11 protein-coding genes and 3 tRNA genes are annotated in these 16,578 nt (G+C 67.3%); 7 read left to right on the top strand and 7 right to left on the bottom strand.

Going from position 1 to position 16,578, the window contains the following annotated elements:
• Positions 1–17 precede the first annotated feature (17 nt).
• The 5 genes from CAL13_RS17580 (at position 18) to CAL13_RS17560 (ending at position 6,952) form a co-directional block, all read left to right on the top strand.
• The gene (locus CAL13_RS17580; protein ID WP_086073089.1) at positions 18–2,402 is read left to right on the top strand and encodes a type VI secretion system Vgr family protein; all 2,385 of its coding nucleotides are present in this window, start codon (positions 18–20) and stop codon (positions 2,400–2,402) included.
• Positions 2,402–2,809, top strand: a complete 408-nt coding sequence (locus CAL13_RS17575; RefSeq protein WP_086073088.1) for a hypothetical protein — start codon at positions 2,402–2,404, stop codon at positions 2,807–2,809. Before CAL13_RS17580 ends, CAL13_RS17575 begins: the two co-directional genes overlap by 1 nt.
• Positions 2,806–5,391: a DUF2169 family type VI secretion system accessory protein gene (locus CAL13_RS17570; protein ID WP_086073087.1), complete on the top strand. Its 2,586-nt coding sequence runs from the start codon at positions 2,806–2,808 to the stop codon at positions 5,389–5,391. Before CAL13_RS17575 ends, CAL13_RS17570 begins: the two co-directional genes overlap by 4 nt.
• On the top strand, positions 5,388–6,440 hold the full coding sequence (locus tag CAL13_RS17565; RefSeq protein WP_086073086.1) for a pentapeptide repeat-containing protein: 1,053 nt from the start codon (positions 5,388–5,390) through the stop codon (positions 6,438–6,440). The genes CAL13_RS17570 and CAL13_RS17565 overlap by 4 nt, the downstream gene beginning before the upstream one ends.
• Positions 6,441–6,568: 128 nt before the next feature.
• Positions 6,569–6,952, top strand: a complete 384-nt coding sequence (locus tag CAL13_RS17560; RefSeq protein ID WP_086058524.1) for a DUF4150 domain-containing protein — start codon at positions 6,569–6,571, stop codon at positions 6,950–6,952.
• A 68-nt stretch (positions 6,953–7,020) separates the two neighbouring features.
• Here CAL13_RS17560 and CAL13_RS17555 read toward each other — a convergent pair whose 3' ends face one another.
• On the bottom strand, positions 7,021–11,127 hold the full coding sequence (locus CAL13_RS17555; protein WP_086073085.1) for a CheR family methyltransferase: 4,107 nt from the start codon (positions 11,125–11,127) through the stop codon (positions 7,021–7,023).
• A gap of 285 nt (positions 11,128–11,412) precedes the next feature.
• On the opposite strand from CAL13_RS17555, the gene CAL13_RS17550 reads away from it, so the two are divergent.
• A complete protein-coding gene (locus CAL13_RS17550) occupies positions 11,413–11,679 on the top strand; it encodes a hypothetical protein (RefSeq protein WP_198297861.1) in 267 nt (88 codons plus the stop codon).
• Positions 11,680–11,770: 91 nt separating this feature from the next.
• Here CAL13_RS17550 and CAL13_RS17545 read toward each other — a convergent pair.
• The 3 genes from CAL13_RS17545 to CAL13_RS17535 form a co-directional block, all read right to left on the bottom strand.
• Positions 11,771–11,847, bottom strand: a tRNA-Asp gene (locus CAL13_RS17545).
• Positions 11,848–11,925: 78 nt separating this feature from the next.
• Positions 11,926–12,001 (bottom strand) — tRNA-Glu (locus tag CAL13_RS17540).
• 25 nt (positions 12,002–12,026) lie between these two features.
• Positions 12,027–12,102: transfer RNA gene (locus CAL13_RS17535), tRNA-Ala, on the bottom strand.
• 222 nt (positions 12,103–12,324) lie between these two features.
• On the opposite strand from CAL13_RS17535, the gene CAL13_RS17530 reads away from it, so the two are divergent.
• The gene (locus tag CAL13_RS17530) at positions 12,325–13,332 is read left to right on the top strand and encodes an aldo/keto reductase (RefSeq protein ID WP_198297984.1); all 1,008 of its coding nucleotides are present in this window, start codon (positions 12,325–12,327) and stop codon (positions 13,330–13,332) included.
• Positions 13,333–13,350: 18 nt separating this feature from the next.
• On the opposite strand, the gene lnt is transcribed toward CAL13_RS17530, so the two are convergent.
• The 3 genes from lnt to ybeY form a co-directional block, all read right to left on the bottom strand.
• A complete protein-coding gene (gene lnt, locus CAL13_RS17525) occupies positions 13,351–14,997 on the bottom strand; it encodes an apolipoprotein N-acyltransferase (RefSeq protein WP_086073083.1) in 1,647 nt (548 codons plus the stop codon).
• Positions 14,994–15,887 (bottom strand): HlyC/CorC family transporter, encoded by an 894-nt coding sequence (locus CAL13_RS17520; RefSeq protein WP_086073082.1) that lies wholly within the window; start codon positions 15,885–15,887, stop codon positions 14,994–14,996. The genes lnt and CAL13_RS17520 overlap by 4 nt, the downstream gene beginning before the upstream one ends.
• 101 nt (positions 15,888–15,988) lie before the next feature.
• On the bottom strand, positions 15,989–16,462 hold the full coding sequence (gene ybeY, locus CAL13_RS17515) for an rRNA maturation RNase YbeY (protein WP_086073081.1): 474 nt from the start codon (positions 16,460–16,462) through the stop codon (positions 15,989–15,991).
• Between the last annotated feature and the right edge of the window lie 116 nt (positions 16,463–16,578).

Below are 16,578 nucleotides of genomic sequence, written 5' to 3'. Positions count from 1 at the left end.
TCCCGGAAGGAGACGAGATGGACCGCATGGTGAGCAGCGATCGGATCATCACGGCGCACACGCCCCTGCCGCCCGGCCAGTTGCAGTTCCGCGCCATGCATGGCGCGGAATCGCTATCCCAGCTGTTCGAGTTCGAAGTGGACCTGGTGGCGGAGTCGTACGCCATCGATATGAAGGCCCTGCTCGGCAAAACAATGACCCTGGAGATCCAGACGTCGGCCGAGCCGCGTTTCCTCAGCGGCGAAATCACGCGCTGCGTGCTGGTGGGGCGCGATCCGGCCAGCGCGCGCTTTTACGTCTACCGCGCCACGCTGCGGCCCTGGCTGTGGTACCTGACGCAGACCTCCGACAACAAGATCTTCCAGAACAAAAGCGTGCCGGACGTGATCCGCGAAGTGCTCAAGGACTACCGGTATCCCGTCGAGTTCAAGCTGGTCGATCGCTATCGCAATTGGGAATACTGCGTCCAGTACCAGGAAACGGACTTCGCCTTCATCAGCCGGCTGATGGAGCACGAAGGCATCTATTACTGGTTCCGGCACGAGAAGGGCAGGCACATCCTGGTGCTCACGGACGACATCACGCAGCACGAACCCGTGCCGGGCTACGCGCGCATCGTGTATTACGGGCCGGACCGCAATACGGTCCCGCGCGAGGACTACATCTACGAATGGGAGGTGGCCGAGCAGATCACCCCCGGCGCCTTCGCCACCACCGACTACCATCCCCTGACACCCGCGGCCAGTCTGGAAGCCCGGCGCGACAATCCCGGCCCGCACGACAACGGCGACCTGGAGATGTTCGAGTGGCAGGGCGGCTATACCAGTCCCGAGGACGCCGAGCGCTACACGCGCGTGCGGCTGGAAGCGTTGCAATGCCAGCGCGAACAGGGCCGCGGATCCTGCAATGCGCGCGGTGTGGCCACCGGCCATCTCTTCACGTTGGCCAACCATCCGCGGCAGGCCGAGAACCGAGAGTACCTGGTCGTCAGCACCTACTACCGCGCGCGCGAATCCGGCTATACCAGCGGCACCGGCGAGCCGGCCACCTTCGACGTCGACTTCGTCGTCCTGCCGTCCAGCGTCCAGTTCCGCGCCCCGCGCGTCACGCCGATTCCGCGCACCCACGGACCGCAGACCGCCACCGTGGTCGGCAAGCAGGGCGAGGAGATCTGGACGGACAAAATGGGACGCGTGAAAGTGCAGTTCCATTGGGACCGCTATGGGCAGAAGGACGAGAACAGCTCCTGCTGGGTGCGCGTGTCCAGCCCCTGGGCGGGCGGCGGCTTCGGCGGCATCCAGCTGCCGCGCGTCAATGACGAGGTGGTGGTCGACTTCATCGGCGGCCAGCCGGACCGGCCCATCATCATCGGCCGGGTCTACAACGCCAACAATCTGCCGCCCTGGGATCTGCCGGACAACGCCACGCAAAGCGGCTTCCTCAGCCGTTCCAAGAACGGCACGCCGGCCACCGCCAATGCGCTCATGTTCGAAGACCGGCCCGGGGCCGAGCGCATCTGGCTGCACGCCGAGCGCAATATGCACACCGAAGTGGAGTGCGACGAGTTTCACAACACGGACGGCCATCGCACCACCGTGATCGGCGGCAACGACGTGAAGCGCGTGCTGTGCAACCGCGATATCCAAGTTACCGGCACCGACAAGCTGACGGTGGGCGACACGCGCACGGTTGAAATCACGGGCCACGAGGACTACACCGTCAAGTCCTCACGGACGGTGCACGTGGAAGGCGGCCTGATGGACGAGAAGTTCGACAACGGCCTGAAGACCACCGTCGCGGCGGGCGGCGAAACCCGCAGCATCCAGGGCGCCTTCGATGAGACGCTGAAGTCCGGCGAAACGATCAAGGTCGAAAGCGGCGACTCCCTGCACGACGTGCAGGCCGGCGCGTGGACGGCCAAGGCCAAGGGAAAGGTGACGGTGCAGTCGGTCAGCGACGCGCTGGACGCCACCGCGCCTCAAAAGGTACTGGTGGAGTCCACGGGCGATGCCATGGACCTGAAGGCCAAGGCCAAGGTGCTGGTCCAGTCCAGCGGCGACGCGATCGACCTGCAGGCGCAATCCGACATCACGCTGAAGACGCCCGCCAACATCGTGCTCGATGCACCGCAGGTAAAGAACCTGGCGCACGGCCAATGGTTCACCACCACCCCCTATGGCCTGAACATTTCGGGGATGAAGGCGGAGTTCGGCGGCTGGCGCCTGGCCTTGTACCGGACCACGGTCATGATCAACGTCTCGTTCACGAATTATTCAGCCATCAGCAACATCGGCGCCTTCACGTCCTATCGCACGTCGGGGCAGAGCTTTGCTTTTGACGCCATCAAGGCGGAACAGGTCGGCCTGAGGACGTCCATGCAGGGGCTGTGGAGCATACTGTGATGGCGTCGTTTCCCGATTGGAACTGGTCCGGCTGGACCTGGGTGATCGCCGCCATCGTGCTGCTGTCGCTGCTGCAGGCCGGCTGGCATCTGCGCGCGGAATTGCGGCGGCGTGCGCAGGACAACGCCGTCGCGGCGCGGCAGAACGAGGTGCGGCAGACAGGGCGTCCGTACAGCGCCATCGTCCTGCGCACCACCGATACCGGCATCCGCATGGGGGCGGTCAAGTCCTTCGTCATCGAGCTGGCGCTGCACGTGCAGGGCGATACGGTAGTGCCGGATTTCGATGCCACGGTGCGGGTGCCGCTGTCGCCCGTGCGGCTGGCGGACTTCACCGAAGGCCGGACCATCCAGGTGCGCGTGGACCCGGCCACGCGGGACGTCGCCATCGCGCAGCGCACCGAATGAAGACGATCAAGCCGCTGCGGCTCAGCGTGCTGACCCGGCCCTACCGCTGGCAGCGCCAGGACCATCTGGGCGTGGCCGTGCTGGCGCTGGCGCGGCTGGGCGATGCGCCGCGCCTGCTACCCGAACAGGCGCTGTGGAAACTCGCCGGCGAAGAGACGGGCGGCCTGCTGGATATCGGCATGCCCAAACCGTATCCGGAAGTACTGGCCACCGGCTACGCGTATACCGCTCATCAGAAGGACCGCACATCGTGCGCGGTGCGTTTGAAAGTGGAAGGCATCGCCGACAAGGCGCTGCTGGTTTTCGGCGACCGCTATTGGCTCGATGGGCGACCGGACGCGCCCCGCCCCTTCGATGCGATGCGGCTGGACTGGAGCCGCGCCTACGGCGGCCCCGGCGTCCCGGAGAACCCTTTGGGTATCGGCGCGGCCGATGAAATGGTCAACGGCGTGCGCGTGCGCCGGGTGCCGAATATCGAGTCGCCCGATGCGCGGTTGTCCGGCGCGTCGCAACGTCCCGCGCCGGCCGGCTATGGCCCCTACGGCATGGACTGGCCGCAACGCGCGCGGCACATGGGCAGCCGCTACGACCAGGAATGGCTGGAGAACGACTTCCCCGGATTTGCGCCGGACATGGACCCCCGCTATTTCAACGCCGCGCCCGAAGACCAGCGCGCGGCGCGCCCCGAGGCGGTGCTGGCCGGTGCGGCCTACGAGGTCTGGAACATGCACCCCGAGCGCCAGGTCCTGCGCGGCCGGCTGCCCGATTGGCGCGCGCGCTGCTTCGCCAGCCGGTCCGCCGATGGCGCCGGCCTGGAAGAGATTGGCCTGGGCCTTTCCACCGCATGGTTCTTTCCGCATCGCGATTGCGTGGTCCTGATCTGGCATGGCCGTATGCCGTTGCAGGAGGACGATGCGGCCGATATCCGTTTGATCATGCCCGCGCTCGAATGCGCGGGACAGCCGCGGGCCACGGCGCATTACGAATCGGTGCTCGCGCGCCGCCTGGATCCCGGGCGCGGCGCCCTGCACGCCATGGTGAACGCCGATCTGGTGCCCGCCGGCCTGTGCGATCCATGGCTGGACGGCGAGGGCCGCAGCGAGGCCGATCGGCCGTCGCGCCGCAATCTGCGCAAGGGCGCCGAGCGGCGCCATGCCGCCGCCCGCGCGGACCTGGTGGCGCAGGGCCTGGATCCCGACCGCTACCTGGCGCCCTTGCCGCCGGAGGAACCGCCGCCATCCCTGGCCGATCTGCCGGACCGCATCGAACGCATGGAAATGGAAATGGCGCAGGCGCGCCGCGGCGAAGGCGTGACGGCCGCCGCGTATGCCCAGGCCGGCCTGGACGATCTGGCAGCCGTCGCGGGCGTCGACATGAAAGCGTTGCGCGCCCAGGACGCCGGCACGCCGGCGCCCCCCTTCGATTTCGCCGCGCTGCGCCGGCAGTTGCGCCAGGCGCAGGCGCAGCCCTGGGCGGCCGAGGCGGGCGGCGCGAAATGGGACGCCATGGCACGCCAGGGCATGCTGCACGCCGGCCAGTACCTGGCGCCGCCGCCCATGCCGCCGCATCGCGCCCGGCGCACGCGCGCCAGCCTGCAGGCGCGCGCCCGCGCCACGCGCGACGCCAGGGGTTTGCATCTTGCCGGCGCGGATCTTTCCGGCATGGATCTGCGCGGCATGGATTTCCGCGGCGCGATCCTGGCGGGGGCCGATCTGTCCGGCGCCTGCCTGGACCAGTGCGACTTCGGCGAAGCCGTGCTCGCCGCCGCGCGCCTGGATGGCGCCTCGGCGCGCGAGGCCAGTTTCGTGCGCGCGAATCTGGGCGGCGTGCGCTGCGGCGCCACCGATCTGCGCGGCGCGGACCTGAGCCAGGCGCGCGTCGATGAGGCGGTGTTCGACGGCTGCGATGCGCGCGGCGTGCGCATCGACGGCGGCGCCGCGTCGCGCGCGCTGTTCCGCGGCTGCGATTTCGGCGAAGCCTCGTTGACGCAATGGACCGCCATGCGAACGATCCTGGAACGCTGCCGCTTCGCGGGTGCGCGCTTCGACCAGTGCGTAATGATGGAAACCGCCGTGCAGGATTGCGATTTCGCGGGGGCGCGCATGACGCGGGCCGGCTTCACGCAATGCGCGTTCGCCGGCGCCAAGCAGTTCGCGGGCGCGGACCTGGAAGGCTGCGCCTTCGCTGGCGGCGCGGATCTGTCGGATGCCTGCTTTGCCGGGGCGCGCATCCGTCACAGCAGCCTGCGCGGCGCGGTCCTGGACCGGGCGGATCTCTCCGGCGCGCGTCTGGAAGCGGCGGACTTTTCCGAATGCCGCCTGCACGGCGCGGACCTGTCCCATGCCGAGGCGCCGCGCAGCCTGTTCGTGCGCGCCGACCTGCGTGACGCCTCCCTGCGGGGCGCGCGGCTGATCGAAACCGTGCTTCCCAAGTCCATCCTGCTCGGGACCTGCCTGGATGAAGCCAATCTGTTTCGCGCCGACGTGGCCATGGCCCGCATGGACGCCACCACATCCCTGCGCGGCGCCTATACGAAAGGCGCCAAGCGCTATCCCCTGTATCGCGCGGAACCCACGGCATGAACATCGGCACCCTGTTGGACAAAGTGCGTCACGGCGAGCCCGTGGAGAACGCCGACCTGCGTGGCGCCGACCTGAGCGGCCTGGACCTGGCCGGCGGCTTCTTCGACGAAGTGGATTTCAGCGGCGCGCGCCTGGCTGGCTGCCGTCTGGACGACAGCCAGTTCACCCATTGCCGCTTCGACGGCGCGGACCTGAACGCGGCCAGGCTGGAAGAGGCGCGCATCGTGCGCTGCAGCGTGCAGAACGTCAATCTGAACGGCGTTTCGGCGCGCGCGCTCATGAGCGGTGAGTCGGACTGGTCGGGCGCGCGTTTCGCGGACGCGGTCATCGACCATGCCAGCTTCCATGCGGTCACGCTGCGCGGCGCCGTGCTGCGCACGCAACGCATCGACCGCGCCGTGTTCTCGCAGACCGTCCTGGAGCAGGCCGACTTCGGCGGCACGGCGCTGTCCTTCGTGACCTTCCATCGCCTGGACCTGCGAACCGCAAGCTTCGCCGGCACTGCCTGCGAAAGCGTCATGTTCATCGAGTGCGACATGACCGGACATCGCTTCGCCGGCCAGCCGTTCGTGCTGTGCCAGTTCACCGACAGCAAGCTGGACGGCGCCGATTTCAGCCGCGCCAACCTGCGGCAGGCCAATTTCAAGGGGGCGTCCCTGCGCGGCGCGGCGTTCGACGCGGCTTCGGGCCCCCAGTGCCTGTTTCCGGAGGCGGACCTGACCAAGGCCACGCTGCGGGGCGCGCATTTCGATGGCGCCATCTGGGCCGACGCCAGTCTGGAGGAGGCCGTCTTTGCATCGGCCAGCCTGAATCTGTGCGTCTTTCACCGGGCCCGCTGCGCGCGTGCCGACCTGCGCGGCGCCAGCCTGGCGGACGCCGATTTCTCCACCGCCGACCTGCGCGATGCCGACCTGCGCGACGCCCGCTTCGAACGCACGCGCTTTCATCGAGCGATCCAGGATGGCGCACGGCTGTCGCACCGCAACGGCATCATCGAAAACGACCCCGCCCTGCTGGAGGCCGAGCTGTGGTCGGCAGGCAAGCCATGACGGCGCGTCAGGCCTTATCGAGGCGCCGCGCCCCGCGCCCGCCGCGCCCGCCGCGCCCGCGGCGAGGCGGAAACCTGATGGACCCATGCGGCGGGCGATGAACCGTTCCGCCCCGGAGGAGACCCGACATGCTCGCAGTCTGCCAATTGCCCGGCATCGCGCTGGGCTTTCCCGACGTTTGCAAGACGCCCATACCGCCCTTGCCCCACGTGGACGTGGCCACGTCCAGCATGGGCATCCCCGTCGCCTGGAACGTGCTGCTGCTGGCGGCCCCGGTGCACAACATGGCCACGGTCGTGCCGATTACGCTGGGCGACACGGCGGGCGTGGGCGGCGGCCTGATCTCGCAGACCTTCATGGGCAGCTCGCGCTACATGACCGGCGCCTTCACCGTCCTGGTGCGCGGCACGCCCATCGTCAGGATGACTTCGCTGACGGTGCAGAACACCATCAATACGGTCGGCATGCAGGTGTTCTCGCCGCAGCCCAAGGTGCTGGTGCTGGCGCCCTGACGGCAGCCGGTCGGTGAGTCGCGCCCAGGCCCGCGGCGCCGTGCCAGCGGGCTTCGAATCCGCGTAAGTCAGCGCGGCTCCGCGCGGCCCAGCGTGCGCCGCACGATCGCGACGAGATCGTCCAGCAAAATGGGCTTGCTCAGGTGCGCGGTGAATCCCGCGCTCAGGGCTTTGTCGATATCGCGTTTTGCGCCGTAGCCGGTCAAGGCGATGGCCGGCGTGTCGCAGCCGCGTGCCCGCGTTTCGCCCAGGAAGGCGTAGCCGTCCATCCCCGGCATGCCGATATCGGAAATGATCACGTCGAAAGCCATGCTGTCCAGCGCGTCCAGCCCGCGCTTGCCGCTGTCCACAGCTTCCACCTGCGCGCCTTCCAGCTCCAGCAACGCCGAGAAGGTGTCCAGGATTTCGTGCGAGTCGTCCACGAGCAGAACCCTCACGCCGGCCAATTGACCGCTCTCGCGCTCCGGGATGTCCGCCGTCCCCGTAAAGGTATGCGACGCCAGCGGCAGCCATACCGTGAAGCAGGATCCGCGGCCTTTGCCTTCCGAGGCGGCCTCGACCCGTCCGCCGTGGGCGTGCACCAGCTGGCTGACCACGGCCAGGCCGATGCCAAGGCCCATGCGGGGCTGCGTGCCGCTGCGCATCTCAGCCTGGCTGAACATGTCGAAGAGCCGCGGCAGGAAGTCAGGGTCGATGCCTTCGCCCGTATCCCGCACGCACACGCGCGCCATCTGGTTGTCGCGGCCCAGTTCCACGGTAACCATGCCGCCGGCGGGCGTGAACTTGATGCCATTGTTCATCAGGTTCCATACGATCTGTTCCACGCGCACGGGATCCGCGTCGATGTACAGCGTGTCCGCCATGTCGTAGCCGGTGGTCAGCGTCACGCCGGTTTCCGCGGCGGTCGGCGTCATCACGCGCACGATGCTGTCCACCGTTGCGGTCAGGCTCACCACCGAACGGTTGAGTTTCAGTTTGCCGGTCTGGGCGCGCGCCACGTCCAGCAGGTCTTCGATAATGCGGGCCTGGCTGCGCACCGCTCGCTGGATCGCGTCGGCGGCGCGCGCGGCCACCGATACGGCGCGCACTTCAGGCGTGCGCACCAGCAGTTCGGCGTTCAGCTGGATCAGGTTCAGCGGGTGCTTCAGCTCGTGCGACATCACCGCGAAGAACTCGTCCTTCAAGGTACTGTTCGCACGCGTGGTCTCCAGCCGGTTTTCCTGTTCCTGTTCGTGCTGCTTCTGCGCGGTGATGTCGCGGGCGATCTTGGCGAAGCCCATGGACACGGGATCGTCGATGGGATTCATGCCGCCCGCGCAGAACACGCGCGACCCGTCCTTGCGCAGATGCCAGCGCTCGTCCGAGGCATAGCCTTGCTCGCGCGCGCGCTGCAGCTCCAGCGCGGGCGCGCCGGCCTCGATGTCCTCCGGCGTGAAGATCAGCGAAAAGTCGCGGCCCACGGCTTCCGTCTCGGTATAGCCGAACAGCAGCTGCGCGCCCAGGTTCCAACTGGTGATGGTGCCGCCATTGGACAGGGTGATGATCGCGAAGTCGCGCGTGCTCTGGGCAATGGCGTTGATGCGCGCTTCGGCATAGCGCCGGTCGGTGACGTCGATGAACGTCAGCACGGCGCCCTCGATGCGGTGTTCGGCGCTGCGATAGGGCAGCAGGCGCGCGAGATACCAGCGGTTGTCCGTGCTGCGCACTTCGCGTTCGATGGTGCGCAGCGATTCGAATACCGCGGCGGCGTCCTGCGCCAGGTCCGGATAGTCGAGCCGATGCGTGATATCGAGCAGGGAACGTCCCGCATCGTTGGCGATGACGCTGAAGATGTCCTTGGCGCGCGGCGTGAACCACTTGATCCGCATGCTGCGATCGACGAAAACCGTTGCGATATCCGTCGAAGCAATCAGGTTTTGCAGGTCGTCGTTGATCTTCGCCGTTTCCTCGACCTTGCTCTTCAGCTCCGAATTGACCGTGATCAGCTCTTCGTTGACGGACTGCAGCTCTTCCTTGCCGGTTTCCAGCTCTTCGGTGGTGGAGCGCAGTTCCTCGTTGATCGCCTGCAGCTCTTCGTTGGACGCCTTCAGCTCTTCCGTAGACGTCTCGGACTGCTCCATCGTCAATTGCAGCTGCTCCTTGGTGCGCTGCAGCTCGGCCTCGAGCTGCGCCAGCACGCTGTTTGGCACGTGGGGCGCCTGCTCGCCCGCGGGACTCATCACCGCCTCGACTTCGTCGAAGATCACCAGCATGAAGTCGTTGCCCGAATCCTCATGGCGGAAGGGGCGCACCACCATATTGACGTACACCTGGCGGTCGCCCAGCGTCATGGCGACGCGGCGCGCCTCCACGCTCTTGCGCGAGTGCACCGCCTGGAAGAGGGCGGTGCGCAACTCCATGCGCAGGTCGGGATAGACCAGCGACGGCAGGTTGCGGGACGGCTCGCCGCCGACATAGCGCAGAAAGCGCCCGGCCCGCTCGGACATGTGGACGATGTTGGATTCGTGGTCCACGATGACGCTGGGCGGCGCATACAACTCCAGCGCGCGCTGATGGATCTCGGCGAAAGATAGTTTGCTGCGTCGCACGGCGGTGGCCTGAACGGCGGTTTGTTGGGGCCGGTCGAAACCCGAAAGCGGCAATACGGGTACAGGGCGATGCAGCGATGCCGTGTCCTTTGCCTGGTAAATCCGGTGGCGCTTGTCGACAACCGAGAACAGATTCTCGCACGCATCCGCCGATTCCGAACTGCCCAGGAACAGGTAGCCGCCCGGCTTGAGCGCGAAATGGAACATGCGCAGCACGTCTACCTGCACCTCTCGGTCCAGGTAGATGAGCAGATTGCGGCATGTCACCAGGTCCAGCCTGGAGAAGGGAGGATCGCGCAGGATGTTGTGGGGCGCGAACAAGACCCGTTCGCGCAATTCCTTCTTGATGCGGTAGTTCGAACCTTCGCGCGTGAAAAACCGCTGCAGCCGCGTCGCCGACACATCGGTTTCGATGGCGCTGGGGTACAGCCCCGCGCGTGCGGCGGACAGCGACGGTTCGTCGATGTCGGTGGCGAACACCTGTATCTTTGGCGTCGCGGGATTGGCGGCGGACTCGCCGTATTCGCACAGCAGCATGGCCACGCTGTACGCTTCTTCGCCCGTCGCGCAGCCGGCCACCCATGCGCGTATGTGCGGCGGGCCGTCGCCGTCGCGGTGCCGGAACATCGGCGCGATGCATCGCTGCTCCAGCGTTTCGAAGGACTCGCGGTCGCGAAAGAACTGCGTCACGCCGATCAGCATGTCGCTCAGGAGCTTGGGCGTTTCCTCGGCGTTGTCATGCAGCATGCTGGCATAGGCCGGCATGTCCGGCACGCCGGTTACCTGCATGCGCCGCTCGATGCGCCGCAGTACGGTGGCCTTCTTGTAGTGCTTGAAGTCGTGCCCGGTGCGCGCGCGCAGCAGCGTCAGGATATCGCGCAAGGCCGCGCGTTCTTCCGTTGTTTCGTCGGGGCGGCGCGTGTCCAGATCCACGGGGTCGTCGGTCGGCGCCGGCACCTGCATGCGGGCAAGGTTATCGGCGATGGACAACAAACGCGCGGGGATCTCGGCAACGGGCAGGACGATGTCCACCATGCCCGTCGCGATCGCGCTGCGCGGCATGGTGTCATGCTCGGCGTCCTCGGGCTGCTGCGCCAGCGTGATGCCGCCTTGCTCCTTGATGCGCGCCAAGCCCACCGAGCCGTCCGATCCGCCGCCCGTCAGCACGACCCCCACGGCGCGCGACTTGTGCGCATCGGCCAGCGTGCGGAAGAACCCGTCGATGGCAATGAGCGGGCCACGGCCGCGCGCCACCGACTTGATGCGCAGATAGCTGTCGTTCATCTCCAGCTTGGAGGCGGGCGGAATCACGTAGACGTGGTTTGCCTCGATCGGCCTGTCGCTTTTCACCTGCACGACCGGCATGCGCGTCGCGTTCTGCAGAATGCGGTCGAGGGCGCTTTCGTGCTCCGGGGAAAGATGGACCACCACCACGAAGGCCATGCTGGGGTTTTCGGGCGTGTGCTGGAAAAACGTGGTCAACGCCTCCACGCCGCCTGCGGATGCGCCCAATCCCACGACGGGAAAAGACAGGTGGCTCGGTGAGATGTTTTGGTTGTTCTTTGGCGGCGGGTCGGCGTCAGGCATGGTCGGCGGCGGCGCGGGCGTACGGCATGGTCCTCATCATACCCGCCGTGATGCGTGGCGCTGCGGTCCCGCGCACAGAGGGCAAGGCAGAGCGAACCTTGTCAGCAAGCGGCGTTCTCACGTGTGTGGCGGCGAAACGCGGCATGCCGATGCAGGCGGACTCGCTGGCGCCGCTGGTGCGGCGGCCGCCATGCCCGTTGCGGACGCACCCGGAGCGCCGCTTGCGTCCCGGCGCGCCGACACGCGCCGCGCGGCGCGGCGTAGCGAACGCAGGGGTAGACAAGCATGGAGTTGGACATACTGGAACTGCTGCAATGGCCCGCCATGGCGGCATCGCTTGCGGCCGCCTGGCTGGTCGCATCGACAAGGAAGGGCAAACGCAACGCGGGCTTCTGGGTTTTTCTGCTGAGCAATGTCCTGTGGATTGCCTGGGGCTGGCACGACGATGCCTATGCCCTGATCGCACTGCAGGTGGGTTTGGCGCTGACGAATATCCGCGGCGTCTTCAAGACGAAGGCGACGCAGCCCGCGGATGCGAGCGCCGAGACATAAGGGAATTGCTGGAAAGGAAAACCCAAAGCAAAAAGCCCCGATTTCTCGGGGCTTTCGCTGCAACGCTGCCGTGGGCAACGCTTGTGAATTCTGGCGGAGCGGACGGGGCTCGAACCCGCGACCCCCGGCGTGACAGGCCGGTATTCTAACCAACTGAACTACCGCTCCGCAGCGGTGTATTTGACCAACATGCGGTTGCCCGCGATGTTGAACCTACTACCTTGCCAGCATGATTTGCATCGAAGCTGGCGTCCCCTAGGGGATTCGAACCCCTGTACTCACCGTGAAAGGGTGATGTCCTAGGCCTCTAGACGAAGGGGACCTGAACTTGCTACTTCGCTTTCGACTGGTGGAGGTAAGCGGGATCGAACCGCTGACCTCTTGCATGCCATGCAAGCGCTCTCCCAGCTGAGCTATACCCCCGTATCCACCAAGCGAAATTCCTGCAAAATCAGCGCTTAGTGCAATACCTGTGCATACACCGCTCACTGTTCTTGCCGGCTTTTTCGTTTGTGCCGTTGGCGAAGAAACGAGATTATGCACGAGTTTTTTTTGGCGTGCAACTCGCCGCCAAAAAATTTTCATCCCAGGAGGTTCCCCATGAGTCCCACCGCATTCCCGCTACGGTCGTTGGGCCGCACCGGCATGGACATCACCCGCATCGGGTTCGGCGCCTGGGCCATCGGCGGCGCGGGCTGGGCGGCGGGATGGGGCGCGCAGGACGACGCCGATTCCATCGCCGCCATCCGTCATGCCGTGGCGCGCGGCATCAACTGGATCGACACGGCCGCCGTCTATGGGCTGGGCCACTCCGAGGAGCTGGTCGGACAGGCGCTGAAAGGCATGCCGGCTGCCGAACGGCCCTATGTGTTCACCAAGTGCGGGCTGGTGTGGGACGAGAAACAGCGCACCGCGCCGCCGCGCCGGGTGGGCGCCGCGCGCAGCCTGCGCGCCGAGGCCGAAGCCTCGCTCAAGCGCCTGGGCGTGGAACGCATCGACCTGCTGCAAATGCATTGGCCGGCCAACGACGGCACAGCGCTGGACGAGTACTGGCAGACGCTGCTGGACCTGAAACGGGAAGGCAAAGTGCGCGCGGTGGGCTTGTCCAATCACAACGTCGCCCAACTGGAGCTTGCGGAACAGCTGGGGCACGTGGATACGCTGCAGCCGCCGTTTTCCGCGATACGCCGCGATGCGGCGGCCGATCTGCTTCCGTGGTGCGCCGAACACGAGACCGGCGTCATCGTCTACAGCCCCATGCAGTCCGGCCTGTTGAGCGGCCGCTTTACCGAGGCGCGCGCCGCCTCGCTGCCTGCCGACGATTGGCGGTCGCGCAATGCCGAGTTCACCGGTGAAAACCTGCGGCGCAATCTGGCGCTGGCTCAGGCGCTCGAAGAAGTGGCGCAGCGGCACGGCGCCACGGTGGCCGCCACAGCCATCGCGTGGACGCTGGCCTGGCCCGGCGTCACGGGCGCCATCGTGGGCGCGCGGGACCCGGCGCAAGTGGACGGCTGGCTGGGCGCCGCGACTCTGGAACTGGACGATGACGATATGGCGCGGATCGCCGCCTTTATCGAGACGACCGGCGTGGGCACCGGGCCCTCGTCTCCGGCGCGCCAGGCGGGCGACGATCTGCCGCTGCGCAGCGCGTGACCGCCGCACGCCGCCGCGTCAGGACGCGGCGCGCGCCATCTGCCGGGCCGCAGCCGCGCGCGACGCGGCAAGCAGCAGCAGGCCCGCCGCCACCAGGCCCATGACGGCGGCATTGCCGGTGCGCGTGTAAGGCGTCAGCCCCGTCATGCCTTGCACCGCTGTCTGCAGCGACGTGGCCTGCATTGTGGGAAGCTGCGCGACCACCCGGCCCTGCGGGTCGATGGAAGCCGTTATGCCGGTGTTGGTGGCGGCCAGCAGCGGGCGCGCCGTTTCGAGCGCGCGCATGCGGGCGATTTGCAGATGCTGGCGCAGCGCCCAGGTATCGCCGAACCATCCGAGGTTGCTGATATTGACCAGGATGGACGCGCCGGGCTCGCCGTTGGCGCCGGGCCGGACGGCGGGCAGCAACTCTTCGCCGAAAAGGTCTTCGTAGCAGATATTCAGGGCCAGGCGCTGGCCGTCGATGTCGAAGGGCGGCTGGCGCGGATCGCCTCGGTCGAAATCGCCCAGCGGGATGTCCAGCATGCGCACGAACCAGTGAAAGCCGGGCGGCACGAACTCGCCCCAGGGCACCAGGTGGTACTTATCGTAGCGGCGCGGCACCTCGCCCGATCGCAGGGCCTCGACCGGCGTATTGCCGTCGAACGCGATGGCGCTGTTGGTATAGCGGTCCACGCCATCCACCCGGCGGTGCAGCGGCACGCCCATGACGATGGTTGCATCGCGTTCGGCGGCAATACGCCGCCACACGTCCCACGCGCCTGGCGCAAGCTGATCCTGGAATACGGGCAGCACCGTCTCGGGCAGGATGATCACGCGCGGCGCCGGCATGCCAGGTTGGGGCGGCATGGATGCCTGGTTCATATGCTGCAGCAGGCCGCGTTCCATCAGGCCGGGGTCGAACTTCTGCGACTGTTCGATGTTGCCCTGGATCAGCCGCACCTGCAGGGCGGCCCCTTCGGGGTGCGACCACCGAACTTGCGACGCGCCCCATCCAGCCAGTGCGGCGATCGCCGCCAGGGCTGCAGCCATGGCGTGGCGCGGATCGCGCGGCGCATCGGCCGGGCGCCAGAGCGCCGCCAATGCCGCGGCCGCGAACGCCGCCAGCCATGCCACCCCGTAGACGCCCACGATCGGCGCCCAGCCGGCGAAGGGGCTGTCCACCTGCGCGTAGCCGATGTTCAGCCACGGAAAGCCGGTCCACAGGGTGCCCCGCACCCATTCCAGCGCGGTCCACGCGCAGGCGAACGCCAGCGCCGATCGCAGGCGGCGTCCCGGCGTAGCGCCCGGCGTCAACGGTTGAAGCCAGCGCCCCAGCACGCCCGCCGAGGCCGGAAACAGCGCCAGGAAGGCCGACAAGGCCAGCACGCCCGCAGCCGCCAGCGGCGGGGTCAGTCCGCCGTAGTAATGCATGCTGACGTAAAGCCAATACAGGCCCAGCGCATAGCAGGCGAAGTTGTAGAGCCAGCCTTCCCACAGCGCGCGGCGCCACGTAAGCGCCGTCAGCTGGCGGCGCGCCAGGACGGCCAGCGTCAAAACCTGGACGATCGCCAGGGCGCCATCGGGCAAGGGCCCCGGCGCGAAGGTCATGGCCTGGACCGCGCCGGCCGCGAAGACGCCCGCCGCGGCCGCGGCGCGGGGATGGCGCAGGGTAAAGCTCGTCATTCGTCTGTGGACATGGGAGCGGCAGGCGCCGGAGGCAGGCGTTTGACGCGCAGCCACAGCGCGCGGCGCGGATCCGCGCGGACCACTTCGATGCGCAGCCCGTCGCGCTCGGTGAAGTCGCCGCGCCGGGGGATGCGGCCAAGTTCGCCGCCCAGCCAGCCGCCCACGGTGTCGTACTCGTCTTCCGGCAGCGACACACCGAAGGTTTCGTTGAACCGGTCGATGTCCGTCATGGCCAGGACACGCCACTGGTTTTCGCCTTCGGCAAAGATGGTGGTTTCTTCGTCCTCGTCGAACTCGTCTTCGATATCGCCGACGATTTCCTCCAGCACGTCCTCCATCGTCACCAGGCCGGCGATGCCGCCGTGTTCGTCGATGACGATGGCCAGGTGATTGCGGCTTTCGCGGAAGTCATGCAGCAGCACGTTCAGCCGCTTGGATTCCGGGATGAAGACCGCCGGACGCACCAGCGAGCGCACTTCGATGTGGGTATCGAGCATGCAGCGCAGCAGGTCCTTGGCGAGCAGGATGCCGATGATGTTGTCGCGGTCGCCTTCGAATACCGGAAAGCGCGAGTGCGCGGTCTCGATGATGATGGAAAGGTGGTGGGGCAGGGGGTCGGCGATGTCCAGCAGATCCATGCGGGAGCGCGGCACCATGATGTCGCCGACCGTGCGTTCGGACACCGCCAGGGCGCCCTTGATCATGGCATAGGATTCGGCATCCAGCAGTTCGCGCTCGTGGGCGGCTTCGAGGATGGCCTTGATGCCCTCACGATCCTCGGGTTCCCGTCGTACGAGGGAGAGCAGGCGGTCGAGCAGGGATTTGTTGGCGGGTTTGGCTTGACGCGGAGCGTGGTCCGCGTCGTTCGCAGGGTAGGGGTCAGGCATCGTCCAGAGGACAAGTTACAAAAAAATCAGCATAACCGAAGTTTCATGGCGCTTTTGTAACGCTGCGGCGGGGATTTCCCGAAGCCGCGCGCCGCGCCGTTTCAACGCGGGGCGTAGGGATCGGCAATGCCCATGTCGGCCAGCACGCGGGTTTCCAGGGCCTCCATGCGCCGCGCGTCGCGCGCCTTGATATGGTCATAGCCCAGCGCGTGGAAGACGCCGTGGACGGTCAGGTGCGCGGCGTGGTCCAGAACGGTCTTGCGCTGTTCGCGCGCCTCCCGCCGCAGCACCGGCAGGCACAGGACGATGTCGCCCCTGGCCAGCCCGTCCGGCCCCACGCCGTATTCGAAGGTCAGCACATTCGTCGCGTAATCGCGCTCGCGAAACCCATGGTTGAGCCGCCGGCCTTCGGCCAGTCCCACCACGCGCAGGCTGATCTCGGCGCCCAGGAAGGCGGCCAGCCCATCCACGCGCGCGGCCCGCAAGGCGCGTTCGATCCACCGCCGCAGCCGCCAGCGCGGCAACTCCGGCGCCTGCACCGCGTACTGCACCGACAGCGACAACGTGGGCGACATCTCCCGCGACCCCGCCTCACCGCCTCGCCCCCGACCCGGCTTCGCCGACCCGCCAGCGCCCCCATCCTCACTCAAGAAGCTCCGCTGACCGGGGCGCCGCGGATCCGGCTTCGCCG

The sequence above is a fragment of the Bordetella genomosp. 9 genome (assembly GCF_002119725.1).
Classification (GTDB): domain Bacteria; phylum Pseudomonadota; class Gammaproteobacteria; order Burkholderiales; family Burkholderiaceae_B; genus Bordetella_C.
The sequence above is the reverse complement of the archived record's forward strand: the minus strand, read 5'-3'. Positions and strand labels throughout refer to the sequence as shown.